This is a genomic window from Kitasatospora sp. NPDC088264 (assembly GCF_040685715.1).
GTDB lineage: Bacteria > Actinomycetota > Actinomycetes > Streptomycetales > Streptomycetaceae > Kitasatospora.
This window is the reverse complement of record NZ_JBFBIR010000011.1, coordinates 100,145-124,702: the sequence shown is the minus strand read 5'-3', so window position 1 is coordinate 124,702 and position 24,558 is coordinate 100,145. Positions and strand designations below refer to the sequence as shown.

Annotated in this window: 14 protein-coding genes and 3 pseudogenes; 6 read left to right on the top strand and 11 right to left on the bottom strand. The window is 73.3% G+C overall.

The window, feature by feature from the left end:
* Positions 1 to 134 precede the first annotated feature (134 nt).
* A complete protein-coding gene (lepB, locus tag AB0O82_RS11955; RefSeq protein ID WP_363582681.1) occupies positions 135 to 1,139 on the bottom strand; it encodes a signal peptidase I in 1,005 nt (334 codons plus the stop codon).
* Positions 1,140 to 1,207: 68 nt separating this feature from the next.
* The gene (locus tag AB0O82_RS11950) at positions 1,208 to 1,804 is read right to left on the bottom strand and encodes a helix-turn-helix transcriptional regulator (protein WP_063350727.1); all 597 of its coding nucleotides are present in this window, start codon (positions 1,802 to 1,804) and stop codon (positions 1,208 to 1,210) included.
* A 95-nt stretch (positions 1,805 to 1,899) separates the two neighbouring features.
* On the opposite strand from AB0O82_RS11950, the gene AB0O82_RS11945 reads away from it, so the two are divergent.
* Positions 1,900 to 2,256 carry a hypothetical protein gene (locus tag AB0O82_RS11945; RefSeq protein WP_363582679.1) on the top strand — a complete coding sequence of 119 codons (357 nt, stop codon included), beginning with the start codon at positions 1,900 to 1,902 and terminating at the stop codon, positions 2,254 to 2,256.
* A 127-nt stretch (positions 2,257 to 2,383) separates the two neighbouring features.
* Here the strand turns inward: AB0O82_RS11945 and AB0O82_RS11940 are convergent, their stop codons facing one another.
* The 3 genes from AB0O82_RS11940 to AB0O82_RS11930 form a co-directional block, all read right to left on the bottom strand.
* Positions 2,384 to 3,895: a hypothetical protein gene (locus AB0O82_RS11940; RefSeq protein WP_363582677.1), complete on the bottom strand. Its 1,512-nt coding sequence runs from the start codon at positions 3,893 to 3,895 to the stop codon at positions 2,384 to 2,386.
* A 506-nt stretch (positions 3,896 to 4,401) separates the two neighbouring features.
* Positions 4,402 to 5,223, bottom strand: coding sequence for an SDR family NAD(P)-dependent oxidoreductase (locus AB0O82_RS11935; RefSeq protein ID WP_363582675.1), 822 nt, complete (start codon positions 5,221 to 5,223; stop codon positions 4,402 to 4,404).
* A 462-nt stretch (positions 5,224 to 5,685) separates the two neighbouring features.
* A complete protein-coding gene (locus AB0O82_RS11930; protein WP_363582673.1) occupies positions 5,686 to 6,855 on the bottom strand; it encodes a magnesium and cobalt transport protein CorA in 1,170 nt (389 codons plus the stop codon).
* A 458-nt stretch (positions 6,856 to 7,313) separates the two neighbouring features.
* On the opposite strand from AB0O82_RS11930, the gene AB0O82_RS11925 reads away from it, so the two are divergent.
* Positions 7,314 to 8,651 (top strand): FAD-dependent monooxygenase, encoded by a 1,338-nt coding sequence (locus tag AB0O82_RS11925; RefSeq protein ID WP_363582671.1) that lies wholly within the window; start codon positions 7,314 to 7,316, stop codon positions 8,649 to 8,651.
* A 97-nt stretch (positions 8,652 to 8,748) separates the two neighbouring features.
* On the opposite strand, the gene AB0O82_RS11920 is transcribed toward AB0O82_RS11925, so the two are convergent.
* On the bottom strand, positions 8,749 to 9,672 hold the full coding sequence (locus AB0O82_RS11920; protein ID WP_363582669.1) for an alpha-L-glutamate ligase: 924 nt from the start codon (positions 9,670 to 9,672) through the stop codon (positions 8,749 to 8,751).
* Between the two features lie 230 nt (positions 9,673 to 9,902).
* Between AB0O82_RS11920 and AB0O82_RS11915 the strand changes: the two genes are divergently transcribed.
* Positions 9,903 to 11,504, top strand: coding sequence for an ABC-F family ATP-binding cassette domain-containing protein (locus AB0O82_RS11915; RefSeq protein WP_363582667.1), 1,602 nt, complete (start codon positions 9,903 to 9,905; stop codon positions 11,502 to 11,504).
* A gap of 75 nt (positions 11,505 to 11,579) precedes the next feature.
* Here the strand turns inward: AB0O82_RS11915 and AB0O82_RS11910 are convergent.
* A pseudogene (locus tag AB0O82_RS11910) lies at positions 11,580 to 11,729 on the bottom strand (SAM-dependent methyltransferase); the annotation flags it as partial.
* 239 nt (positions 11,730 to 11,968) lie between these two features.
* Here AB0O82_RS11910 and AB0O82_RS11905 point away from each other — a divergent pair.
* Positions 11,969 to 12,202, top strand: a pseudogene (locus AB0O82_RS11905) (alpha/beta hydrolase); the annotation flags it as partial.
* 110 nt (positions 12,203 to 12,312) lie between these two features.
* Here the strand turns inward: AB0O82_RS11905 and AB0O82_RS11900 are convergent.
* Both AB0O82_RS11900 and AB0O82_RS11895 read right to left on the bottom strand, forming a co-directional pair.
* On the bottom strand, positions 12,313 to 18,507 hold the full coding sequence (locus tag AB0O82_RS11900; RefSeq protein WP_363582665.1) for a DNRLRE domain-containing protein: 6,195 nt from the start codon (positions 18,505 to 18,507) through the stop codon (positions 12,313 to 12,315).
* Positions 18,508 to 19,004: 497 nt separating this feature from the next.
* Entirely contained in the window at positions 19,005 to 19,208 is a 204-nt protein-coding gene (locus tag AB0O82_RS11895) for a hypothetical protein (protein ID WP_363582663.1), read from the bottom strand.
* A 284-nt stretch (positions 19,209 to 19,492) separates the two neighbouring features.
* Here AB0O82_RS11895 and AB0O82_RS11890 point away from each other — a divergent pair, with 284 nt between their 5' ends.
* The gene (locus tag AB0O82_RS11890; protein ID WP_363582661.1) at positions 19,493 to 20,479 is read left to right on the top strand and encodes a helix-turn-helix transcriptional regulator; all 987 of its coding nucleotides are present in this window, start codon (positions 19,493 to 19,495) and stop codon (positions 20,477 to 20,479) included.
* A gap of 235 nt (positions 20,480 to 20,714) precedes the next feature.
* On the opposite strand, the gene AB0O82_RS11885 is transcribed toward AB0O82_RS11890, so the two are convergent.
* Entirely contained in the window at positions 20,715 to 22,148 is a 1,434-nt protein-coding gene (locus AB0O82_RS11885; protein ID WP_363582659.1) for a hypothetical protein, read from the bottom strand.
* Between the two features lie 362 nt (positions 22,149 to 22,510).
* Here AB0O82_RS11885 and AB0O82_RS11880 point away from each other — a divergent pair.
* Positions 22,511 to 23,061: pseudogene (locus tag AB0O82_RS11880) on the top strand (hypothetical protein); the annotation flags it as partial.
* Between the two features lie 387 nt (positions 23,062 to 23,448).
* On the opposite strand, the gene AB0O82_RS11875 reads toward AB0O82_RS11880, so the two are convergent.
* Positions 23,449 to 24,267 carry a methyltransferase domain-containing protein gene (locus AB0O82_RS11875; protein WP_363582657.1) on the bottom strand — a complete coding sequence of 273 codons (819 nt, stop codon included), beginning with the start codon at positions 24,265 to 24,267 and terminating at the stop codon, positions 23,449 to 23,451.
* Positions 24,268 to 24,558 lie beyond the last annotated feature (291 nt).

Sequence of the window (24,558 nt, the reverse complement as noted above, 5' to 3'; positions counted from 1 at the left end):
CCGCCTCCCGACCCGACCCCGGCGCGCGGCCTCCCCGGTCGGGCGGCCACGCGACCAGGCGTGCAGCTCACCCCGGAAACTCTACAGGCGTGTAGAGAAGGACGGGAGGAGTTCCGCCGAAGCCCTCACCCGGCTCAGCGGCGGCTCCGGCGCGCGCCACGGCGGCGGCGCCACAGGGCGAACGGCACGACGGCGGCCAGCCCGAGCGCGTCCGGCGCCGACGGCGCCTGCACCGGCGCGGCCGCGCCCGCCGGCACCTTGCCGAAGGTGTCCGGGACGGGCAGGGTGGACCAGTCCGTGAGCGGCCACGCGACGACGAACGCCCGGCCGATCACGTTCCCCACCGGCACGAAGCCGTCACCGGTCTCGTTGTGGTGCGGGCGGGAGTCCCGCGAGTTGTTGCGGTGGTCGCCCATCACCCAGAGCTTGCCCTTGGGGACGGTGACGGTGCCCACCGGGTCCTGGTCGCAGGGCGCCGAGCCGGGGAACAGGTACGGCTCGTCCAGCGCGACGCCGTTCACCTTCAGCGGGCTTCCCGCCTTGCACTCGACGGTGTCCCCGCCGACCGCGATCACCCGCTTGATCAGGTCCTTCTCGTCCGCCGAAGGCATCAGGCCGACGGTGCTCAGCACCTTCTGGACCGAGCTCATGACCGAGCCGTCCGCGTGCGTCGGCACGCTCTCCAGCCAGCCGCCCGGATCACGGAAGACCACCACCTCGCCACGCTCGGGCTCGGCACCGAACCACGGCGTCAACTTGTCGACCAGCACCCGGTCGCCGATCGCCAGGGTCTGCTCCATCGAACCGGAGGGGATCGAGAAGGCCTGGACGAAGAAGGTCTTGATGCCGAGCGAGAGCAGCAGGGCGATCACCAGCAGAATCGGGAGCTCCTGCCAGAACGGGCGCTTCTTCCGCCCGCTCTTGGCGTCCGGCTCCACACCGCCGGTCCCGTCGGCCCCACCGGTCGGACCGCTGCCGCCGCTGCCGTCGCCGCCGCCGGAACCACCGCCGGCCCGGCCGGATCCGCCGCCGGAGGCCCCGAAGGCCCCCGCCGCGCCCGGGACTTCGGGCGCACCCACCGCACCGCGCTCCCCGGTTCCACCGCTCTCGCCGGACTCCGTGCTCTGCTGGACACTCATCTTCTCGGCCCCTCCCGACGGCCTGGCGGGAGACCGGAACGGAAAACCCCCGCTGTCAGGGAACGAACCTACCGAACGGAGGTTCCCGGGCGCGCCCTGACATGGATCCGCTCACCCTGAGGACCGAACAGACTGAGGAACTCCACCGGCTGCGGCCCGGCGTTGCCGAAGGCGTGCGGGGTCCGGGTGTCGAACTCGGCGGCCTCACCGGCCGTCAGCACCAGGTCGTGCGAACCGAGCACCAGCCGCAGCCGGCCGGACAGGACGTACAGCCACTCGTGGCCCTCGTGCACCTTCAGCTCCAACTCGGGCTCGGTGCCCCGGCCGGGCGGCATGATCTGCTTGAAGGCGTGCAGACCGCCGAGGTGGCGGGTGAGCGGGATGATGGTCTGGCCGTTCCTGGTCACCGGGCGGGGATGGACCCGGGGGTCACCGGTGGCCGGGGCGCCGACCAGTTCGTCCAGCGGCACCCGGTACTCCCGGGCCAGCGGCAGCAGCAGTTCCAGGGTCGGCTTGCGCTGCCCGGACTCCAGCCGGGACAGCGTGCTGAGCGAGATCCCGGTGGCGGCGGCCAGTTTGGCGAGGGTGGTGCCGCGCTCGCGTCGCAGGGCGCGCAGCCGGGGGCCCACTGTGGTGAGGACGTTCTCGAAGTCTTCGTCGGCCATGCCTGCCATTCGCCGGGACGGCAAGGGTGTTTGTCAAACCGGCACACCGGTGCACGGGCGCGCGGGCCCGTCGGCGCGCCCTATGCTGTCCGGCCATGCGCATCCACCTCACCCGGGACAGCGTCGCGGCCGGCGACGACGCCGACGCCCCGCACGCCGCGGCGCTCGCCCTACCCGACGGCCTCGACCTGCCGGAGGCGCTCGCCGCCCTCGGACTCCCCCGGCCGTACCTGCCCCTGATCGGCGGCGGCCGCGCCAGCTGGATCCTGCGCTCCGGCGACGGCACCCCGCTCGCCGTACTCGCCCAGCAGTGGCCGCGCGCCCGGCCGCTCCCGGGCGTCCGGGGCCCGCTCGCCCGTCTGGCCGGGCCGGAGGGCGACGTCCGGCTGCACGCCGAGTACCAGCGCCAGCTGGACCCGGACGCCGAGTACGACCGGCTCGCCGCCGGCTGAGACCGGGGCACCGGAGCCCGCCGGGGCTCCGCCGACGCCCGCCCGGGGCATGACCGGCTGCCCCGCGGCGGGGCCCGGTGGCGGTGTGCGTCGCTACCGGGCCCCGCCGCGGGGTCGGTGCCGGCGGCTACCGGTACTCGCGCAGGCGCGGCCGGACACCCAGCGCGGTGAGGGCGAGCGCCGCCGCCAGCGCCCCCGCGGCCAGGGCCGCCGTGCTGGCGTCGAGGTCGCCGTCGGTCGCGGCGACCGCCGAGTCCATCGCCATGGCGTTGACCGCGATGGTGTCCCCGATGGCCGTGCTCAGCTGGTCGAAGTCGTAGTTGGACTGCCCCTGGGAGAGACCGGTGTTGAGCGTCACCGCCTCCTTGAGCCGGCCCTCGTCGCGCAGCGCGCGGATCTTCCGGTCGTCCTGCTGGTACTGCTGGAAGGCGGCCAGCACCCGCTCTGCGGCGTCCTGCTCGCCGGGGAAGGTGATGTTGTGCAGTTCGGTGCCGAGGTAGCCGCCGAAGGGGACGGCCGCGTGGTCGGCGCGGTGCCGGGCGGCGGCGGCCGCCAGTTGGGCGTTGTAGTCGGCGAGGGTGGCGCCGTCCAGGCGGGCGATCGCCTGGGTCTTGTCGAGGAAGCTCTGCTCGTAGGCGGCCGCGCGGGACGGGTCTGTGAGGTAGCGGCTCTCGTCGGCGTTCAGGTCGAAGGCGACGGCACGGGCGCGGCTGAGCGCGATCACCGAGTCGTAGGCGTTGCTCTTGGCGGTCACCAGGTGGTCGTCGGCGCGGCTGACCAGGTGCAGGCCGATCGCCAGCACGACGCCGGTGAGCAGCGTGACTGCGGCCAGCGCCGGGTTGACGACGCGGTGGTAGCGCACCGCCAGGACGCGCTGGAGCCCGAGCAGCGCGGCGAGTGCGAGCAGGCCGACCGCGAGCAGCCACCACCAGCCGCTGCCGAGGGCGTCGCGGCGCTCGGTGTAGACCTGCTCGACGGTGGCCTCGTTGGCGGCGGTGACCTGGTCGGCGGCGGGCAGCAGTTGCTGGCGCAGCAGGTCGGTGGCCTGGCGGTAGGCGTCCAGGGCGGCGGGCGAGGGCTGGCCAGCCGGGGCCTTGGCCTGCTCCTCCAGCAGCTGGGCGCGGGCCACCAGGGCCTCGTAGCTGCCGAGCTGGCCGAGCACCTGCTGGACGGCGCTCTGGCCGGCCGGGTCGGCGGCGGCGGCCTGGGCGGCCTGCTGGAGGTCGCCGTCGGCCTGCGCACGGCGCTGCTCGTAGGTGTCGAGGGTCTGCTTGCGCAGCGCCGTGTAGTCGGGGTCGGCGCCGACCAGCAGCAGGTTGGCGGCCTGGGCGTCCATGTCGCTGAGCGCGAAGTAGAGGTCGGCGGCGCGGGTGGCCTGCGGGGCGGCCCGGTGGCCGATGGTGTCGGTGCCGTCGCGGGCCCCGCCGAGGACGGTGGTGGCGGCCGCGCCGAGGCCGATCAGGGCGGCCAGGCTGAGCGTAGTGAGGCCTCGGACCAGGCGCGGAGTGGTCCAGTAGGCGCGGCCGCCGACCGTCCGTGCGCCGTGCCGGAGCCGGGCCAGGGCGCTCGGGGCGGCCGTTGTCCGAATCGCTGTCCGGGCCGATGTCCGGGCCGTTGTTGTGGCCGTTGTCCTGGCCAATGGTCCGGCTGGGGCCGGTTCCCCCGCCGGACCGGTTTCCGTCCCCGGGGCCGCCTCCCCCGTGGTGGCCGTCGTGCCCGCTGCCGAGGTGGTCATGGCCGCACGTTCCTCTCCCCCGCTGCACGGTCCGCCGGGGTTTCCTGCTGAAACCGGAGCAGAACCGTTTCTCTCCGCCGGGCGACGCTAGTGCCGCGCCACCTGCGGGAAGCCGCCCCCTGACGGCTCCTTGACGCCGCCGGGCGCCGTTCTTGACGCATCCTTAGCGACCGTCCCCGGCGCCCGGCGGTGTCCGCCGGTTCGCGGTGGTTCTCGGCGGTGGTGAGTGGTGAGTGGTGAGTGGTGAGTGGTGAGTGGTGAGTGGTGAGTGGTGATGGGTGGTGGCCCGCGGTGGTGGGCGGGTCAGCCCTGCCCGGCCCGGCGGCCGCGGTTCGCCGTGTTCTTCCGCCGGGCCCTCTTCTTGCGGGCGCGCTTGGACATCGCGTGCTCTCCGATTCCGGGGAAGGGCTTCAAGCGGCCTGGCCGACCAACTGGTCTGCCAGCTTGACCAGGCGCTTCAGCGAGCGCTCCTCCTGGGCGGCCTGCGCCACCGGCGCCACCGAACCGCCGTCGTAGTAGGCGCCGTTGGCGACCGCGACGTCCGGCAGGCAGAGCCGGACGACGGCCGCCGCACCCTCCGCCGCCGGCGCGCCGGCCCGCCCGTACAGCGGCAGCAGCGCCGTGTCGCACAGGCCCGGGTTGAGGCTGACGGCGGTGATGCCGGAGCCGGCCGGGGCCATGTCGGCGGTCGCCATGGTGAGCGCGAGCTGCGACTGCGCATACGCGGCCACCCGCGAGTACCTCTTCACCCGGTGCGGGTCCGACCAGTTCATCGAAGCCGTCCGGTGCAGCGAGGACGAGACGTTGACGATCCGGGCGTCGCCGGATGCCGAGAGCGGCGCCCGCAGCAGCCTGGCCAGCAGGTGCGCGGCCAGGAAGTTGACCTGCAGCGAGACCTCGTTGCCGTCGTCGGTCAGCGTGCAGCGCTCGGGCGCCATCGCGGCGGCGTTGTTGACCAGCAGGTCCAGCGCCGGGTAGTGCTTGACGACCGTACCGGCCAGCACCGCGACCTCCGAGAGGCGGGTGAAGTCGGCGGCCAGCTCGACGAGTTGGTCCCGGCGGGCGCCGGCGTCGACCAGCCGGGCGACGGCCGCCTCGGCCTCCGGGGTGGTCCGGGCGTGCACCAGCACGGTGGCGCCCAGCCCGGCGAGCAGCCGGGCGGTCTCCCAGCCGATGCCGGAGGAGGCGCCGGTGACGAGGGCGGTACGAGCGGACAGGGCGGATTCGGACATGACCGTTCCCAGGGTGCGGGGCACCGCCGGCCCTGTCCGGGCCGGGGTGCGGGCTCAAAAGACCTGATGAGATGCGGAACTCGCGCGCCCGCCCGCACCCCGCGCCGATCGGGCGACGGGGCGGGGCGCGGCACGTGCCGTGCCCTCCGGCGGGGAGGCGCGGATCAGCGCACGGCGATGGCGGCCGCGGCGACGCGGACCGGCGGCCGCGGATGCGGCGGGCGGTCGTGGTGGCGTGCCGGGCGGTTCATGCTCCTCATCCAACCGGCGGGCGCGGACCGGGGCAAGCGCCGCGCCGCCGCCCTGACGAATCCCTGACGCCGGGCGAACAGCCGTGCGGCCGACGCCGGTTGCGGCCGCCGGTCAACCCGCACCGGATTTCGGCGCACGGCGGAGCCGGTCGCGAGCACCGCGCCCGAGCCGACCGCGCCGCGCCGCGCCGCGCCCCACCCCGCCCCGCTGTCAGAGCCAGTTGCGGCGCTTGAAGACCACGTACAGCCCGGTGCAGACCAGCGCCATCAGCCCGATCGCGAACGGGTAGCCGAACGCCCACTTGAGCTCCGGCATGATCTCGAAGTTCATCCCGTAGACGGTGCCGATCAGCGTCGGCGCGAAGAGGATCGCCGCCCAGGAGGAGATCTTCTTGATCTCGTCGTTCTGCACGTGCCCGGCCTCGGCGAGCTGCTTCATCTCCTCGTTCTGCCGCTGCGAGACCAGCGTCGCGTTCACGGTCAGGATGTTCTGCAGCATCTGCCGGAAGCCGTCCACCCGCTCGGCGGCGTAGGTGGCGTGGTCGGCGACGTCGCGCAGGTAGCGCTGCAGCTCGTCGTCGGTGCCGTACTTGCCGAAGCCCGCCTCCAGGCTCCTCATGATCTCCAGCAGCGGCCGGGTCGCCCGCTGGAGCTCGATCACCTCGCGGGACAGCTCGTAGATGCGCCGGGAGACCTGCGGGTCGCCGCCGAACACCTCCGTCTCGATCTCGTCGATGTCGTGCTGGAGCCCGGCGATCACCGGCGCGTAACCGTCCACCACGGCGTCCAGCACCGCGTACAGCACCGCCTCCGGGCCGAGCGCGAGCAGGTCCGGGTCCGTCTCCAGGCGGCGGCGCACCGCGGACAGGTCCGGCGCCTGGGAGTGGCGGACGGTGAGCACGAAGTCGGGGCCCACGAAGAGGTGGATCTCGCCGAAGTCGACCTCCTCCGCCTCGTCCAGGTAGCGCGCGGCACGCAGCACCACGAACAGCGTGTCGCCGTAGCGCTCCAGCTTCGGCCGCTGGTGGGCGACGATGGCGTCCTCGACGGCCAGTTCGTGCAGGTTGAACCGGTCCGCCGCCTCCAGCAGCTGCGCCTCGGCCGGGCGGTACAGGCCGATCCAGGCCATCGCGCCGGGCCGGTCGGGCAGTTCGCGGTAGATGTCGGCGAGGTTCGCCGGTGCGTCGATCCGCCGCCCGTCCCGGTAGACCGCCGCGTCCACCACCGAGCGCTCCAGGGTGACCGGCTCGACGGGCTGGTCGGGCCGCGGATCCATCGAGTGCTCCGGCGCCGGCTGCGTGTCGACGGGGCCGGAGCCCCCGACGGGGCGGGAGAACGGACGCTTGCTCGCGCGCACGGCGCGCACACGCCAGTCGGACATGGCGGATACCTCCACGGTGGGTGCCCGGGCCGCCGTCCGGGGACAGCGGGCCGGAGGCGCCCGGCCGGCCACCACGCGCACGGCGCGACCGGCGGCACCTCGTCGAGGACGAGGTCAGCGCCGCGCGGGAGCCGTACGGGAGGAGGAACGCCGGGTGCCGCGAATGGTGCGGGACAACCGGGGGCGGGGCCGACTTCGACCCGGACTACTGCACTCCACGGCTCTCACCTCCTCGGCTCCGCGCGCCCGCGCACCGAAAGGGGGGCCTGCACAACTCCCGCCGAGTGTAGTACCCGCTCCCGGGTGCCTCCCACCGCCCGCCCCCGGGGGCCCCCGCGGCAACATTCCGGGCCGGTCGTGCGCCCGGCGCGTTCGGGCTCCAACGGCCGCCCGCACCCTGCCCGTTCGTCCCGCCGATGCGACTACGGGGCCGCCACCGCCCGACTACGCTACGTGTCATGACTTCTTCGGAAACGGCCCCCGGGCGGGGCACGGCGGTGGTGATCGGCGGCGGACTGGCCGGCACGGTGGCGGCCTGGGCCCTGCGCGGGTTCGCCGAGCGGATCGTGGTGGTGGAGCGGGACCGCTACCCGGCGGAGCCCGCGTTCCGGGCCGGGGTGCCGCAGGGCCGACACGCGCACCTGGTGCTGGAGGCCGGGCACCGGGCGCTGGAGGAGATGATGCCCGGCATCAAGAAGGAGCTCACGGAGGCGGGCGCGATGAGGGTCGCCGTCTCGGGCGATCTGAAGTGGCTCAGCTCGGCGGGGTGGATGGCGCAGTACCCGGCGCAGCTCGCCTTCCTCTCCTGCACCCGGCCGGTGCTGGACAAGGCGGTGCTGGACCGGGTCCGCGCCGATCCCACGATCGAGTTCCTGGAAGGCGCCGACGTGGTCGGCCTGCTCGGGTCGGCCCGCACGGTGACCGGCGTCAAGGTCCGCGACCGCGGGCCAGAGCGCGGCGAAGTCCGGGAGATCCCGGCCGAGTTGGTGGTGGACGCGGCCGGCCGCACGACCTCGGTGCCGGACTGGCTGGCGGAGCTGGGCCACCCGCCGGTGCCCGAGGAGCGGGTGGACGCGGGCGTCGCGTACTCCTCCCGGCTGTTCCACCGCCCGGCCGGCGTCGACATCGGCTACAAGGCGATATACCTGCAGACCAAGGCCCCCGACGCGCCCCACCTGGGCGTACTGCTGCCGGTCGAGGGCGACCGCTGGATCGTCAGCGTCGCCGGCATGCGCGGCGCCGAACCCGAGCCCGGCGAAGCCGGGTTCACCAAGCAACTGGCCCGGCTGCGCGACCCGAGCATCCGCGAGGCGCTCCAGCAGGCCGAGCCGGCCGGCGAGGTGCGCGGCTTCGTCCCCGGCCCCGGCATCCGGCGACACTACGAACGCAGCGCCCCGGACGGCCTGGTGGTGGTCGGCGACGCCGCCAGCACCTTCAACCCGGTGTACGGGCAGGGTGTCACCGTCGCCCTGTTCTGCGCCCGGGAGCTGCGCCGCACCGCCCTGCGCCACGGCGGCATCGGCCACGCCACGGCCCGGGACGCCCGGCGTGCGATCGCGGCCGTCTCCAAGAACCCGTGGGTGATGTCCTGCACCGAGGACGTCCGCTTCGCCGCCACCACCGGCGGCCCCTCCGGCGCCCTCCTCGCGTTCCAGCACCGCTTCCTCGACAAGGTGCTGGCCGGCGCCGCCCACGACCCGGCGGTCACCGCCGCGTTCCACGAGGTGATGTCGCTGGTCGCCCCGCCGACGCTGCTGTTCCGCCCGTCGCTCCTCGCCGCCATCCTGCGGAGCTGACCGGCCGGGGGCGCCCTCGGGTGAGGAGAGCCGGCCTGCTCCGCACAGGCTGCCGACCAGGGGCGCGCCCGGCCCGCCGTGCGCCCGGCCGGAACCGTCAGACGGGCTCCAGGTGCGCGGCCACGTACGGCACGGCGACCTGCTCCAGGGCGCCGCGGCCGAACGCCGGGTGGACGTTGACCTCGAAGACCACACCGCCGCTCTCGGCGGCGAGGTCGACACCGGCCAGCGGCAGGCCCAGGCAGGCGACCGCGCGGATCGCCAGGTCCGCGAGCCCCCGGGGCAGTTCGGCGGCGGCGAGCGGGGCGGAGACGGCGCCGCGGCTCTCGTTGCAGGGGGCGTCCGGATCCGCCTGCACGTGTTCGACGACCCGGACCACCCGGCCGTCGAGCACCACCACCCGGTACTGGTGGCGGCGGCCGTCCGGGGTGAAGTTGCGGGCGTCCCGGGCGATCAGCCAGTCCGCCCCGTCGTCCTCGTAGTGCCGTGCGGCGGAGGCGAGTTGGGCGTGGGTGGTGACGTGGAAGACGTCGTCGCCGCCCATGCCGACGCAGGGCCGGGCCCAGACGTCGCCGCCGAGCCGGTCGAAGGCCTCGGCGGCGGCCCGCGGGCTCGGCCGGGACAGCGAGACGGTCGGCATGTGCGCGACGCCGTCGCGGGTGAAGCGGGCCACCGTGAGGTCCTTCTCGGTGGCCGCCCGCCAGGCCTGCACATCGGTGCCGAGTGAGCGGGCGCCGTGCGCGCCCAGCAGCCGCTGGAAGGGCGCGAAGTCGCGCCGCCGGTGCGGCGGGATCTCGTAGACCACGACGGCGTCGGCCGCCACGCTGCGGCCGTCCGCCTCCAGGCGCAGCCCGCCCTCGTCGTCGGGGCGGATCCGGCCGCCCCCGCCGGTCATGAAGTGCCGGGCGTCGAGCAGCACGGGCGCCCGGCCGGTGAGGGCCCGGGCGGCGGCGACGAGGACGTCCCGGCTTCCTTCGGTCGAACTGTGATCAGTCAGGAGAACGAGCTCACGTCGACCCATGCGGGTCATGGAAGCCCGGGGCCCGCGCCCCGGCAAGGGGGCCCCACGAGCCAACACCCGCCCCACTGGCCGAAACCCGCGCGGACGCGGTGCGCTCCCCCGGTAATTCGGATGCGGACGCTTCACCCGCCCCGCTACCCTGGCCGCATGTCTACGCCCCGAATTTCCTAGCCGACGGACCCGCCTCCACACCACCCGTGTGTCCGTTCGCTGTTTCGGAGCGTTATCCCATGATCACCACCCGTGGTGTCGACCTGCGCGTCGGCGCCCGCCTGCTGCTGTCCGACATCACCGTCCACATCGCCCCCGGCGACCGGATCGGCCTGGTCGGCCGCAACGGCGCCGGCAAGACCACCCTGCTCGCCACCCTCGCCGGACAACTGCCGCCCGCCGCCGGGACGGTCACCCGCACCGGCCCCGTCGGCTACCTCCCGCAGGACTCCCGCGCCGCCGACCCGTCCGCCACCGTCACCGACCGCATCCTGTCCGCCCGCGGCCTGGCCACCGCCGTCCGCGCGCTGCGCGCCGCCGAGGAGGCGATGGCACAGGCCGACGGACCGCACGACCAGCGCCAGGCGATGGACGTCTACGTTCGCGCCGAGGCCGAGTTCCAGTCCCGGGGCGGCTACGCGGCCGAGGCCGAGGCCGCCCGGGTCGCAGCCGGCCTCGGACTGCCCGCCCGGGTCATGGACACCCCGGTCGGCACCCTCTCCGGCGGCCAGCGCCGCCGGGTCGAGCTGGCCCGGATCCTCTTCGCCGACCACGGCACCCTGCTGCTCGACGAACCCACCAACCACCTCGACGCCGACTCCGTCGCCTGGCTGCGCGGCTTCCTCGCGTCCCACCAGGGCGGGCTGGTCCTGATCAGCCACGACCTCGGTCTGCTCGCCGACACCGTCAACCGGGTCTTCCACCTCGACCCGCAGCGCGCCGCGATCGACGTCCACAACACCGGCTGGCGGGCCTACCTCGACCAGCGCGCCGCCGACGAGCGCCGCCGCACCAGGGAACGGGCCAACGCCGAACGCAAGGCCGCCGCCCTGCACGCCCAGGCCGACCGGATGCGGGCCAACGTCGCCACCGCCACCAGCGCCCGCAGCATGGCCCGCCGCGCCGACCGGATGCTCGCCGACCTCGAACCCGCCCGGCAGGCCGAACGGACGGCCCGGATCCGGCTGCCCGAACCCGCCCCCTGCGGCCGGATGCCGCTCGGCGCGATCAGCCTCGCCAAGGCCTACGCCGGCCGCCCGGTGCTCACCGGCCTCGACCTGGCCGTCGACCGGGGCAGCCGGATGGTCGTGCTCGGCCTGAACGGCGCCGGCAAGACCACCCTGCTGCGCGTCCTGGCCGGCCACGAGAGCCCCGACACCGGACGGGTGGTGCCCGGCCCGGGCCTGCGGCTCGGCTACTTCGCGCAGGAGCACGACACCCTCGACCCGGCGCGCAGCGTCCGCGACAACCTCGCCCAGGCCGCGCCCCACCTGAGCGACGGCGAACTGCGGCACGTCCTCGGCGCGTTCCTGTTCCGCGGCGACGACGCCGACAAGTCGGCCGGGGTCCTCTCGGGCGGTGAGAAGACCCGGCTGGCGCTGGCCGGCCTGGTCCACTCCGGCGCCAACGTCCTGCTGCTCGACGAGCCCACCAACAACCTCGACCCGGCCTCCCGGGCGGAGGTGCTGGCGGCGGTCGGCACCTACCCGGGCGCGATCGTGATGGTCACCCACGACCCGGGTGCCATCGAGGCCCTGCGACCCGACCGCGTCCTGCTCCTCCCCGACGGCGACGAGGACCTGTGGCACGACTCCTACCTGGAGCTGGTCGCCCTGGCGTGAGCGGCGCCGCCCGCCCGCCAGCCCGGCCGCGCCCCGCCGGTCTCCCCGGCGGGGCGCGGCCGGGCCTGAACCGCCCTACGGCCTGCGCGCCTCGATCAGGAAGCGCGCGGAGTGGGCGACGAACGGCCCCTCCGCCCGGATCAGGGCGTCCAGTTCGCGCAGCCGGTCCCGGTAGGCCGCCACGGTGAAGCCCGGAACCATCCAGATCACCTTCCGCAGGATATGGCGGGACTGACGTTTCCGCCCAGCTCAGGGGCATGATCGACCATCCGGAGTCAGCAAAAGGTCAGCAAGACTCCCGGAGGTTCCAACCACCATCGCGACCACAGGCCTCACCCGCGGCATGGGCAGCTTCTGCAAGGAGTGCGAGCACCCCGAGTCCCGCTGGAGCAAGTACCCGCACGAGTACAAGATCAGGTACCGCAACGCGGCAGGACGCCAGACGGAGGAATCCGGCTTCGCCACTCAGGACAAGGCCAAGCGAGGAGGCCGTCCGCAACAGCTGGAACACCGCGGCCGCCGGGGGCTCCTACGTCGTCTCCGCCGCACCTTCCACCTGGTACACAGACTTCCGCGCCGACATCGCACGCATCGACGTACCGGTCCCGATCCTGCACGGCACCGGCGACCGCATCCTGCCCGTCGACAACACCGGACGGCCCTTCCGCCGGGCACTGCCGTCCGCCGAGTACGTCGAGGCGGCCGGCCCGGGGGCATCCCCGGGCCGGCCGGCCTGCTGGTGCGGAGCGTCGTGGTGCGGTGCGTCCGGACCCGGCCCGGTCGGGTCGGGTCGGGTCCGGACGCGGGCTCAGTACCTGGTCTTGATCTCGCTCCGAGGGTACGGCAGCGTCCAGTAGTGCTTCTGCCAGATGCCGAGGGTGAGGATCACCCCCTTGCTGCCCCGGCGGTTGTTGGCCTCCGCGATCCCCTTGCCCATGCTCTTGACCAGGAAGCCGAGTGCCTTGAGGATGCCGCCGATGATCTTCGCCACGAAGTGCGGGAAGAGTCCGACGATCAGGCCGATGATGCTGCTGATCGAGCCGGTGTTCTTCAGCAGCTTGGCGACGCGGGCGGCGCCCGCCTTGCTCATGGTGGCGCTCCAACTCTTCAGCCAGCGCAGACCGTCGAGGTCGGCCATGGTGATCGGGTCGACCGGGTAGCCGTAGGCGTTCGGCGAGCCCTCCAGGACCGGGTCGGTCTGGAGGAAGCGGCCGGTGGCCGGGTCGTAGACCCGGACCCCCATGAGGATCAGGCCGCTGAGCGAGTCGCTGGCCCGCAGTTCCCCGCCGTGCCAGCCGTACTCGGTGGTGCCGGTGGCGTCGGCGACGTTGCCGTACTCGTCGTAGTGGTAGACGGCGAGGTCCTGGGTGCCGTCGGGCGACATCTGGACCGAGGCGTCGCCGTGCAGGTTGGTGAGGACCAGGACCGCGCCGCCGTCGGTACCTGTGGCGGCCACGAGCTGACCGCCGAGGTCCGTGACGTTGCGGGTGAGCTTGCCGTTGACCTCGCTGGTCCAGGTCGGCTTGTCGTCGGTGCCGTCGTAGTGGTGGGTGGCCCGGGCCGTGACGGTCCAGGTGCCGTCCTCGCCCCTGGTCTCCGTGGTGGCCGTCGCGAGGCGGCCCGCGGCGTCCAGGTCCCAGGTCTTGCGGGTTCCGCCGAGCGTCTCGCTGCGGATCAGGTCGGTGGCGTGGTAGCTCAGCTGGGTGCCCCGGGGCAGCGTGGTGGTGCGGCCGAAGGCGTCGTACGCGTAACCGGGGTCGGTGATCCGGTCCGCGGCGTCGTAGCCGTGGTTCTCAGCGGTGGTGACGGCGTCGGCGGTGGCCGGGTCGCAGTCGTCGCCGACCGTGGTGCGCTTGGTGCGGTTGCTGCTCCGGTCGAATGCGTAGCTGCGGGTGGCGCAGTCCAGGCCGTTGCCGGAGACGGCCTTCAACAGGCGGCCGGCGGCGTCGTAGGTGTAGTCCTCGCTGGTGCTGTTGCCGTCGGTCTGGGTGCGTCCGGCCTGCTGCCCGTGGACGGTGAAGCCGGCGGTGTCGGCGAGCAGGACGGTCCCGGCCTGGGTGGCGTAGGTCTTGCCGGTCTGGATGCCCCGGCTGTCGTAGGAGCTGGTGAGGGTGTTGCCGCCGGGCAGCGTCTGGGAGACCAGGCGGCCCTCGACGTCGTAGCCGGCGGTGAAGGTGCCCGCGACCGAATCGGTCATGCTGGTGGGCAGGCCGCGCGGGTCCTTGGCGGTGTCGTAGCCGTAGGTGACGGTGGAGGGCACCGAGTCGGACTTCTTCACCACCCGGTCGAGCCGGTCGTACTCGGTGGTGGTGACGCTCCCGGCGCCGTCGTCGTAGGAGACGGGGCGGCCGAGCCGGTCGTAGCCCTGGGTGACGGTCGCCGTCCCGTTGCCGGTGGTCGACGGCTGGCCGGTGGCCTGGTCGTAGCCGTACACGGTGTCGGGCACGGCGGTGCCGGTGCCGCCCGTCACGGAGACCTTGGTCGGGCGACCGGCGCCGTCGTAGGTCCGGGTGGTGGTGCGGGTGACGCCGTTGGCGGACTCGGTGAGGACGGTGACGTTGCCCCAGCGGTCGTACTGGTACGTCTTGGTCGGCAGCTGCGCGGGGGCGCTGCCTCCGGTGACCGCCGCGGCCGGGGCGGTGGAGCAGACCAGCCCGGCCCATTCCGGGCGACCCGCGCACGAGCCGGTGGCGCCGGTGCCGTAGTAGGTGGTGACGGTGGTGCCCGCGTCCGAGCCGTCGGAGTTCGGGCGGGACTGCGAGACCACGCGGCCGCTCGCGTCGTAGCCGGTGGCGGTGGTGATCTTCAGACCCATCGGGTCCTGGACGGACCGGGTGGGCAGGCCCTGGGCCCAGTCGTAGCCGGTGGCGGTGGTGCGCACGTCCGCGTCGGCGGCGTAGCCCTCGATCCTGGCGCCGACCGCGACCGAGGTCTCCCGGTCACTGACCGCGGCGTTCGCCGGGCGGTTCTCGTCGTGGGTGGTGACGGTGTGGGCGCGGGCCGGGACCTCGTCGCCCGCGACCAGGGCGGGGCTGGTGCCGGAGGCCGCCAGGTCGTGCTCCAGGGTGACGAGCTGCAGCGGGTCGTACTGCTCGACCAGTCGCTTGCCGTCCGCCGAGTACACCGACAGGGCGGACAGCATCTGGGCGCGGTCGGCGGTGGAGCGGCCGGCGATGCCGAGGGCGCGCAGTTTGCCCAGGCCCTCACCGGTGGCGGCCAGGGCCAGGATGCGGTTCTCGGCCGAGAGGGTTCGCACCGGGCTGCCGTGGGCGTTGTACTCGGTGGTGACGATTCCGCCGCCGGGGGTAGCGATGTTGACCTCGCGCCCGGAGGCGTTGGTGTAGGTCACCGAGGCGCGGGCGTAGGCGGCGGTGCCGAGGGCCTTGCCGTCGTGGCCCGCCGGTACGGCGTCGGGCGGCAGTACGGCGGTGGCGTCGGTCGGGGCGTCGCTCTGGCCCCAGGCGGCGACGTCGGAGGGGCCCAGCGGGTACGGGGCGTTGGCGCCCGACAGCGGCACGTCGTACACCATCGAGGTGGTCGCGGCGCCGTCGGTGACGTCCTTGCTGCCCTGCTTGAGGGTCGCCCGGGAGGCGGCCAGCAGCATGCCCTCGCCTGCGGTGGCGGCGTTGCCGGCCTTGCCGTACTCCAGCGTCCAGGGCAACTCTCCGGGCTGGGCCTCGGTGGCGACCCGGCCGGCGGCGTCGTAGGTGTAGACGGTCTTCAGCGCGGGACTGATCAGCGGGTCCCAGACCTCGCGCAGGAGGCCCTGCTCGTCGTAGGCGTACTGGGAGACGGCCACGGGGGTGGCGCTGCTCGCGGCGGGCTCGGTGGACCACAGCCGGATCTGCTTCACTTGGCCGGCCACGTCGCCCAGGGCGGCCGGGGTGGCGGTGGTGGCGGTGGCGTAGACGTACTCCAGGACGCGGCAGCCAGCGGTGGCGGGCGCCGCGGCGCAGTCGGCGGAGGCGGTCCCGGCGGTCGGCGCGATGACGTACTTGGGGCGGGCCAGCGTCCGGCCGCCGGCCACGACCTTCTCCGAGACCACGGAGGTGGTGGAGTCGGCGCTGGGCAGCGAGGAGCCGGTGGCCTGCCAGGTGGTGGCCGCCGGGTCGACCTTGCCGAAGGTGACGGTGGTACCGGCGGTGTCCTTCAGCGTGAAGGCGCCGGTGAACGCACCGCTCAGGGTGAGGTCCGCCGCGCCCGGCTCCGGCTTCCAGCCGCCCGCGCCGGTCGCGGTGAAGCCGATCTCACCGCCGGCCGAGGAGACCACCGACACCGAGGTCGGAGAGGTCTGGCGGACGTAGGAGTAGGCGGTCTCGGTGAGTTCGGCGGTGGTGCCGGAGCTCCACTGCGGGCCGAAGATCGCCGCCTGGCCCTCCTGGGCCGAGCCGTTGAGCGGCCGGCGGGAGGAGAACGAGCGCTCGGCGCTCAGGCCGAAGCCCTGGGCGTCGGTGGCCGAGAGCGTGAGGTCACCGGTGAGGGTGTTGACCTGGCCGGGGCCGACCGGGGTCTCGGGGGCGTCGCCAGCGTGCCGGTCGACCGTGACGGTGGTCGGCTCGGTGGCGTCGGTGGCGGTGCCGTCGGTGAACACTGCGCGCACGTCCACCGGGCCGTTCTCGGCCAGGGTGTCGGTGATGTTCCAGGTCAGCGCGGCCGGCTTGCCGGCGGAGGCGGCGAACGGCCAGGCGGCCACCGGCTTGCCGTCGGTGGTGGCGACGTTGGCGACCGGCACGTCCTTCCAGGCGTCGGTCTCACCGCGGCGGTACTGGTAGCGCACGCCGGTGTAGGTGCTGTTGCCCTCCGCCTGGAGCGAGGTGCGGCGGGCCGGGCGCTCGCCGGGGCCCGGGGCCACCAGGGCGGAGCCCTTGCCCGCGTAGAAGGCGTGGGTCTTGTCGGCGGAGACGTTGCCCGCCGCGTCGCGGGTGTGCGCGGTGACCTTGTGCGCCCCGGCCTTGAAGGTGAGCTTGGCCGAGACCGGCGCGCCGGTGGTCGCCACCGTCGCCCAGGCGCCGCCGTCCAGCCGGTACTGGACGTCCTTCACGTCGCTGGTCGGCGGGGTGAAGGTGAAGGTGCCGCTGTAGTCGCCGTTCGCGTCCGGGGAGCCCGCCCACTGGCCGGCCGGGAAGTCCGTGGAGGAGACGGTGGTGGCGCCCGGCGCCGTGGTGTCCACGGTGAAGGTGCGGAAGCCCGACCACGCGCTGTTGGCGGTGCCGTCCCAGGACCGCGAGCGCCACTTGTAGGCGCCCGGCACCAGCGCGGTGCCCGGCGTCCAGGTGAAGGTCGAGCCGGAGGCGGCGAGGCCGGTCCGGCCGGACTGGAGCGCCGCGGTGCCGGTGGACGTCCAGACCTCGAAGTCCAGGGCGATGTTCCCGCCGTCCGGGTCGGTCGCCTTGGCGGACAGCGTCGGCCTGGCCTCGTTGGTCAGCGCGGCGTTCGCCGGGGAGACCAGGGTGGAGACCGCCGGCGGGGTGTTGTACGTCACCGACAGGTACGGGGTGTTGGACGACGCGTTGCCGGAGTTGAACTTCTTCCAGCCGTACGGGTCGGCCTCGTCGGTGGCCCGGATGCCCAGGGTGTTGTTGGCGTTGCCGTTCCCGGCCCAGGCCTTGACCAGGGCGGTGATGTCCTGGTTCACCCAGCCGTCGTTGCAGGAGCTTGAGTAGCCCTTGGTCGCGGTGGAGGTGGCCCACTTGCGGTTCCAGTTGGGCTGCGCCGTCCAGCGGGTGGCGGTGGTGGCGCTGCCGGTGTCCCAGACCTCCCAGCTCTTCGCCGTGCAGGACCAGCTGTGGAAGTTCCACAGGTTGAGCTTGCCGCCGGTGATCTGCTTCCCGCTGATCTTCGCCATCGGGAACTGCAGGAAGGAGCGGGCCACCTGGCCGGAGCCGTTGTTGCCCAGCTTCAGCTCGGTCTGCGCGGAGACGTCGGTGCCGTAACCCTGCTGCACGAAGGTGTCGAAGCCGACGCCGATGTTGACCGCGGGGTCGACGGTCACCGGGTAGACGGTCCTCGGGTCGGTCAGGAAGGCGGCGTCCGGGGTGAGCGTCAGATCGATCGCGTCGCCGTCCTGGGTGACCTTCAGCCCGACCGGCGCGGTGCGGGTGTGCTCGCCGCTGCGCTCGTCGACCTGCGCGTCCCACATCACCGGCGCCGGGAGCTGGCCGGCCTCCTGGCCGGTCTTCGGGTCGAGGAACGACACCGAGCCGTCCGGGTTCTGCCGGGCCCGGAGGCCGTCCGCGTCGAGGGTGAGCGTGACGCTGCCGTTGGCGGCCACCGCCGAGCGGTCCTTGAGCTCCAGGAACTGCTCGAAGCCGGTGCGGGTGGACTCGATGACGAGGTCGGTGGCGGTGAGCGCGTCCGCGTACCGGGCGCGGGCGCCGTCCAGCGTGGGGGCGGGCAGGGCGCCGCGCCAGGACAGCGACATGGCGGTGCCGTTGCCGTTGTCCAGCGACACCAGCGGGGTGCTCGGGGCCTTCTGGTCCCCGGCCTGGGCACCGGCGGCCTTGAACGCCGACACGGCGGCGGGCGGGGTGGCGCCGGCCAGGGCGAGGTTGAGCGGGTGGCCCTTGGCCTTGACGCTGCCGTCAGGCTGGCGGGCGAGGTCGACGTCGATCGGCTGCAGGCGACCGGCCGCGTCCTGGTAGCGGACCGGCCCGGAGGCGACGTCCAGGGTGGTGGTGCCGTCCGGGTTGATCCAGGTGGTGGTGGACTCGGTACGCTCGTCGACCACCTCGATCCGACGGTCCTCCAGCCGGGCCTTGAGGTGGGCGGTGGCGAGGTCCTTGGCCTCGGCCGGGCCCAGGGACCGGGTGGGCCGCGGGGCCTGCTCCGTGGTGACGGCGACGGCCTGACCGGTCGTCATGATGACGACGGCCGACTCGGCGGCGAGCACCACGGCCAGGGCGACGGCGGTGTTGCGCAGCGCGGTACGGCGGCGGGTCGGCAAGGGGGACGGCGCGCCGGTTGCGGCCCGGTGCCGTGGCGGTTCGCCCGTGGGGCGTGGCATGGAACTCCTCGATGGTCTGTGTGGGTGACGGTTCTTTGTGGTGTCGACGGTTCGTCGGGTGAGGGCCGGCGGTTCGGGAGGGCCGGTCGTTGGAGGAGAGAGGAAGGATCGACATGACGAGCCCATGAGAGTCATGGCGAAGCAAAGCAATCGCAATGAATCAGCCAAATTGCCAGGCGGTCGAAATCGATCGAAAACCGTCCGGAAGATTGGAAACCATTCGAGCCCGGCTACCGCGGATCGAACGGATGCCGACCCCTGGCGGCCCGTGCCCGGGCCACCAGCGCTCACGCCCTCGAACGGGCCGCCGTCCCGTCAAGAGCGCGGACGTGGAGCACCAGGCCTGCGCCGACGACGACGGCGCAGGCGCGCGTGCTCCAGGCCGCCGCCGGGACCGGCACACGACCACAGGGCGGCCTGGACCTTCGCGGCGACCGCATCGCCCGACGGCCAGGCGGAACCGGCCGACAGGGCCAGGTGGACCGGTAACACCGAGGTCAGGACCGCCCGGAGGCCTCGGCGGCAGGCGGGGTGTCCCAACCGATCGACCTGGCGGAGGGGCCGTCCCAGCCGATCCCGCCGCCCGCACCCCCGGCGGCGAGGGCCAAGGCGGCGGAGGCGGCGAGGGTGGCGAGAGCGGGGACGACCGGGGCGGCGAGGGCGAGGGACACGAGGACGGTGGCGAGCGGGCGGACGGACACGACGGAGTCCTGTTCTGTGCGGGAACCAGGGCGAGGGCGCCGGAATTCTGGGTGTCCGGGCTTTGGCGAGAGAGCGCGCACGGCGAATCCTCCCCTCCACGAACCGTCACGGGAAGCGGATCCGGCAGGCAGGATCAGGCCAGGCAGCTTGCTGCAAAGAGGCCCGGACGACCTGGGCGGGGGCGTTGACCGGATCATGCCTTGCAAGGGTGTCCACCCGGCGGAAAGATCGACAACGGGCCGATCGGGAATACCGAATCGACCACGGGGATCGGGGGCGCGGAATGCTGGAACTGCTGGGGTTGGACACCACCGCGGAAGCGGTCTACCGGGAAATGCTCACCGACCCCGACGGAGGGATCGCCGAAATCTGCGACCGGCTCGCGCTTCCCGAGGCCGCCGTGCACACCGCCCTCGACCGGCTCGCGGACCTCACCCTGCTCCGGGCCTCCCGCGATCGGCCCGGCGCGCTGCGACCGGTCAGCCCGGAACGCGGGCTCGACCTCCTGCTGCGCCGACAGGAAGAGGAACTCGCCTGCCGTCAGCAGGAGTTTGCCGCCTCCAAGGCGGCCGTCGCACGCGCCCTGGCGGCGTACGCGACGCTGCGCACCGACACCCCGGTCGGCGGCCGCGAACGGCTCGTCGGGCTGGACGCCATCCAGGAGAAGCTGGAGATGCTGAGCGCCCGGCTGACCACCGAGGCCCTGGCGGTGATGCCCGGCGGCGCCCAGTCCGCGGCCAGCCTGGCCGCCTCCCGCCCCCTGGACGAGGAGGCCCTGCTGCGCGGGGTCGGCCTGCGCACCATCTACCAGGACAGCGTCCACGACGATCCGGCGACCCTCGGCTACGCCCGCTGGCTGGTCGGCCTCGGCGGCGAGGTGCGGACCGCTCCCGTCCTGCCGCCGCGGATGCTGGTCTTCGACCGGAGCACCGCGGTGGTACCGATCGACCCGCAGAACACCCGGGCCGGCGCCCTGTGCACCAGGGAGCCGGGGATCGTCGCCCCACTGGTCGCCCTGTTCGAACGGACCTGGGAGGCCGCCGTCCCGATCGCCGACGACCGCGCCGGTGGGGAGCCGGTGGGCCTCAGCCCCGGCGAGCGCGAGGTCCTGCGCCTCCTCTCCACCGGACTCACCGACGAAGCGGTGGCCAAGCGGCTCGGCGTCTCGGTCCGCACCGTCCGGCGCCAGATGGCGGCCCTGATGGAACGCCTCGAAGCCGCCAGCCGCTTCGAGGCCGGGCTGAAGTCCGCCCGGCGCGGCTGGCTCTGACCGGGCCGAAGGCGCGGAGGCCGGTCACGGAGAGGCTTCCGAAACGAGAACCGCTTCCGGGAGCAGCTGCACATCGGCGACCACCACACCCCGAACACTCCTGCCGAGACGCATCCCGACTGCACGGGCAGCATTTCGGGGAGGCGGCAGACGCGCACCCGGCACTGGTGCCGATCCGCGCTGAACGCTGCCGGCAGCGTCTTGGGCGCGGCGTCGCGTCCCTGGTCCCGGAGCCTCAACCACCTGCGGATGGGCCGCCTTCGACCGTGGGTGCCGACGGCACCGGAGGGGAGCCTCCCGGTTCGGAATCCAGGAACTCCCGGATCGCGAACCCGGCCAGCACCACGACGACGATCCACAGAACCACGACCGCCGTCGGGTAGTTCCAGGTGGCGAGGACGACCGCTGCCACAACCAGGATGGCGGCGCCGATCCAGCGCTTGCAGCGGTGCACGAAGCGGCCCACCGGCCCGAGGCGCATGCCGTGTGACGTCGCCACCTCGCGCAACGCGCCGATCGACGAGCTGCAGGCGCTGCGGACGGCGACGGCGGCCCTGGACGGGCCGATCAGGAACGCGCCGGCAGCCGCCACCAGCGCCGTCACGCCGACGACCCGGATGCCTGCGCGCAGGAAGCGGATCAGTGCGTCGTAGATCGCGCCGGCGGCGGCCTGGGATGCCCCCGGCGGCAGGTGATCGAGGTAGAACGACCGGAAGACCGTCAGCACGGCTCCCAGCAGGAGCATGGCGACGGCCACCCCGAGGGCGGCACCGATCAGGCCGCGACGCCGGTTCACGGCGGTGAACACGCCGGCCGCGGCGATCAGCACCGCGATGACCGGGAGCCAGGACCCCATGATCTCCAGAAGCCGGAAGTAGCTCTTGACCTTGCCGATGTCCTTCGAGGCGAACACCACGAAGCTGGTGTGCACCTCCGGAATCTTCGCGGCGGGTCCGAAGCCGGAGCTCACCAACTGGTCCTTGACCTTGGCGACGATCGGCCCGATATCGATGGCGACCTGGTTGTTCTCCAGCGAGACCGCTCCCCCGCCCTTGCCCGTCAGCGCCTTGTCCAGCGAGGAGTGCACCACCCGGTTCGCGTCGACCCACAGGGTCGCGAACTGATCGCTGGTCACCACCTTGTTCACGGTGGTGCTGACCAACTGCGTGAGGCCGCTGGTGATCGGCCCGCTCAGGCCGCCGATCAGCTTGCCGAGCTCGGGTGGCGCACCCTGCTGGACGGCTGCCTGGGACAGCTCGTTCACCACGGCCTTCACGTCGATCTGGGCCAGGACCTCCGACGTGACCCGATCGGTGAGCGCGGCCTGGACATCCGGATTGCCGGCCAGCGGCGCGACCGTGGCGACGTACCGGTCGGTGTCGCCGACGATCGAGTTCGTCCAGACCGCGATGACCGAGAGCAGCGCCAGTAGAGAGGAGATGACGATCAGGACGACCGCGCCCGACGTACGAAGCCGGTGGTGCCGGTCCCCTGACGGCTGTGCGGACGCCTCCAGGGCGCTGAGACGGTGCCGCAGCTGGTCCAGCTCACTGCGTTCGCCCGTCGAGAGCTCGGCCGGCTCGGGCCGCCCGCCGTGAGCCGACCGCTCGCCCTTGCCGTCCGGCGGCCGCGCGTCCCCCGATCCCCCCCGGATCCGGCCCTGACGCATCGGCGGGCATCACATACTCCCTGGGTCAACTGTCCTGGACGAGATGGTTGACGATCGGCTCGCCCCCTCCAGGAAATGCCCGACGTGCCGGGACCGCCACCGGGAGCGCTCACGCAGGTGACCAGCGCAGCCTGCAGCCCAACCAAGACCATCGGCGCCGGGACTTCCGCCGGTCCCGCACTCGACGGGTCCACGTTCTCGGATCGATGTCACCGGCTGCTTCCACCGTGCCGGTTGTGACCCGAATCCGCGGCGTGGCCCGATGAAGAGCTCATCGCGAGGATCCGTGAGTGGTGCTTGTGGAAGCGTCACTCGACTTCGGTGACGGAGCCGTGCACCGCCAGGCCTCGGGTACGGGCGCGATGCGGTGTCCTCTCGAACCCCTCGACGCCCGTGTCGGCCGACTCACCGGGCTGGCCGACACGGCCCCCGGCAGAACGATCCGGGCCTCGCCTCCACCGTCTTCAACCAGGCCGCGCTCCTCGCCTCCGACCTCGCCCTGCCCGACTACGCCCGCGACCTGTGCCACCGCCACGCCGCCCTCTACCTCACCCGCGGCCCGCTCCCCTCGACGAGCGCCATCCGCGGCCTGGAGCCGATCGTCAACCTCGCCCGCCTCCACATCCGCGCCGGCCACCACCGCCGCGGCCGCCAACTCCTCCTCGGCCTCTACCGCGCCGTCACCACCGCCACCAAGTCCTCCCTTGACGGCATCACCGTCCCCGCCCACCTCACCGAGACCGGAGAGCAGCGCAGTGAAGTCCGCCAGTGGCTGTGGCGGGTCATCATCGCCGACGGAACCCGCGCCCTCACCTCCACCGGCCGCTGGACGGACGCCTTGCACCACATCGAGGAACACCCCGGCATCGGCCAACGCATCTTCGACGGCCGCCAGGTCGCCATCCTCGCCGCGCCACCACCGCCGGCCTGCCCGGCCTGTTGTGAGCCACAGCGCATATCTGATGGTTCATCAGATATGGTCAGCAAGAGGTCAGCATAGGTACGAGCAGACCCTGCCCAACAAGCCCGGACGCGAGACTCGGCCACTGTCAGCACCCTTACCCGCGGAGGCCCCCAGCTGGAGGCCCATGGGTCCCATCGCACTGGCTGAGCAGGCCGCCCAACACCTATCGAATCGCTCTCGACGCGGGACTGCACGGGACATCTCTCCAGTTCAGAGCACTTTTCGAGCTGTCTCCCGGACAAACGGTGCTCACACTGGCAGGGGCGGCCAGCCGGACCTTCCAGACTTCCCTCGACTCTTCCATATCTGTACGATGCGGACACCGGATCAGTCGATCTACCTGCGCGCCTCCATCAGGAAACGCGCCGAGTGGGCCACGAACGGGCCCTCGGCTCGGATCCGGGCGTCCAGCTCGCGCAGCCGGTCCCGGTAGGCGTCGACGGTGAAGCCCGGGACCATCCAGATCACCTTGCGCAGGAAGTACACCACCGCGCCGATGTCGAGGAACTCCATCCGGAGCCGCTCGGAGCGCAGGTCCACCACCTCCAGCCCGGCGGCCCGCGCGGCGGCGCTCTCGTCCTCCGGGCGGCGGGCCCGGCGTGCCTCGGGCTGCGGGCCGAGGAAGTACTCGACCAGTTCGAAGCCGGACGCCGGTCCCACGTGCTGGGCGCAGTAGGTACCGCCGGGCCGCAGCACCCGGGCGATCTCCGACCACCAGGCCTTCACCGGATGACGGCTGGTGACCAGGTCGAAGGCCCCGTCGCCGAACGGCAGCGGCGGCTCGTCCGGGTCCGCGACTACCACCACGCCCAGCGGGTGCAGCAGGCCGGTGGCGCGCGCGACGTTCGGCGGCCAGGACTCGGTGGCCGCCATGGTGGCCGGAAGCGCTCCGCGCTGCGCGGGGGCGGGCGCACCGGGGGCGGACTTTCCTGCGACGGGCTTCGCAGCGGCGAGCCGGGCCGCGCCGGCCAGCACCTCGCCGCCGCCCGTCTGGATGTCCAAGGCCGCCGAGGCCCGGCCCAGCTGCTCGGCCAGCAGCCGCTGGTAGCCCCAGGACGGCCGTTCCTCGGTGGCGCGGCCGGAAAGCCAGGAGAAGTCCCAGCCGTCCACGGACACCGCCTCGGCCTCGGCGATCAGCTCTTCGAAGGTGCGCATACCGGCATCATCCCCGTGGCCCGCCCGCCCGGCGAACCGTTTCACCCTCCGGGTCATCCCCTCGTACCGCAGGGCGGTTCCCCGGACCACTCGCAGACCGCCTGCCGCGATCAGCCCGGTCACCGGCTCCGAACCTCCGCCGTCCGCCTCGAAGGCGGCCAGCACAGCCGGCACCTCCCCGCACTGCCGCTCGACGCATCCCGTCCCGCCCGACGGATACTCGTTCGACACTCGTTCCACCGTGCCGCCCCATCGTTCCCCGCCCTCGGAAAACCGGTGTCCGCCCCCGGT

What these genes read in the sequence shown, in the direction of transcription:
- lepB (WP_363582681.1), bottom strand. Translation starts at nt 1,139, where the DNA reads ATGAGTGTCCAGCAGAGCACGGAGTCCGGCGAGAGCGGTGGAACCGGG.
- AB0O82_RS11950 (WP_063350727.1), bottom strand. Translation starts at nt 1,804, where the DNA reads ATGGCCGACGAAGACTTCGAGAACGTCCTCACCACAGTGGGCCCCCGG.
- AB0O82_RS11945 (WP_363582679.1), top strand. Translation starts at nt 1,900, where the DNA reads ATGCGCATCCACCTCACCCGGGACAGCGTCGCGGCCGGCGACGACGCC.
- AB0O82_RS11935 (WP_363582675.1), bottom strand. Translation starts at nt 5,223, where the DNA reads ATGTCCGAATCCGCCCTGTCCGCTCGTACCGCCCTCGTCACCGGCGCC.
- AB0O82_RS11930 (WP_363582673.1), bottom strand. Translation starts at nt 6,855, where the DNA reads ATGTCCGACTGGCGTGTGCGCGCCGTGCGCGCGAGCAAGCGTCCGTTC.
- AB0O82_RS11925 (WP_363582671.1), top strand. Translation starts at nt 7,314, where the DNA reads ATGACTTCTTCGGAAACGGCCCCCGGGCGGGGCACGGCGGTGGTGATC.
- AB0O82_RS11920 (WP_363582669.1), bottom strand. Translation starts at nt 9,672, where the DNA reads ATGGGTCGACGTGAGCTCGTTCTCCTGACTGATCACAGTTCGACCGAA.
- AB0O82_RS11915 (WP_363582667.1), top strand. Translation starts at nt 9,903, where the DNA reads ATGATCACCACCCGTGGTGTCGACCTGCGCGTCGGCGCCCGCCTGCTG.
- AB0O82_RS11900 (WP_363582665.1), bottom strand. Translation starts at nt 18,507, where the DNA reads ATGCCACGCCCCACGGGCGAACCGCCACGGCACCGGGCCGCAACCGGC.
- AB0O82_RS11890 (WP_363582661.1), top strand. Translation starts at nt 19,493, where the DNA reads ATGCTGGAACTGCTGGGGTTGGACACCACCGCGGAAGCGGTCTACCGG.
- AB0O82_RS11885 (WP_363582659.1), bottom strand. Translation starts at nt 22,148, where the DNA reads ATGCGTCAGGGCCGGATCCGGGGGGGATCGGGGGACGCGCGGCCGCCG.
- AB0O82_RS11875 (WP_363582657.1), bottom strand. Translation starts at nt 24,267, where the DNA reads ATGCGCACCTTCGAAGAGCTGATCGCCGAGGCCGAGGCGGTGTCCGTG.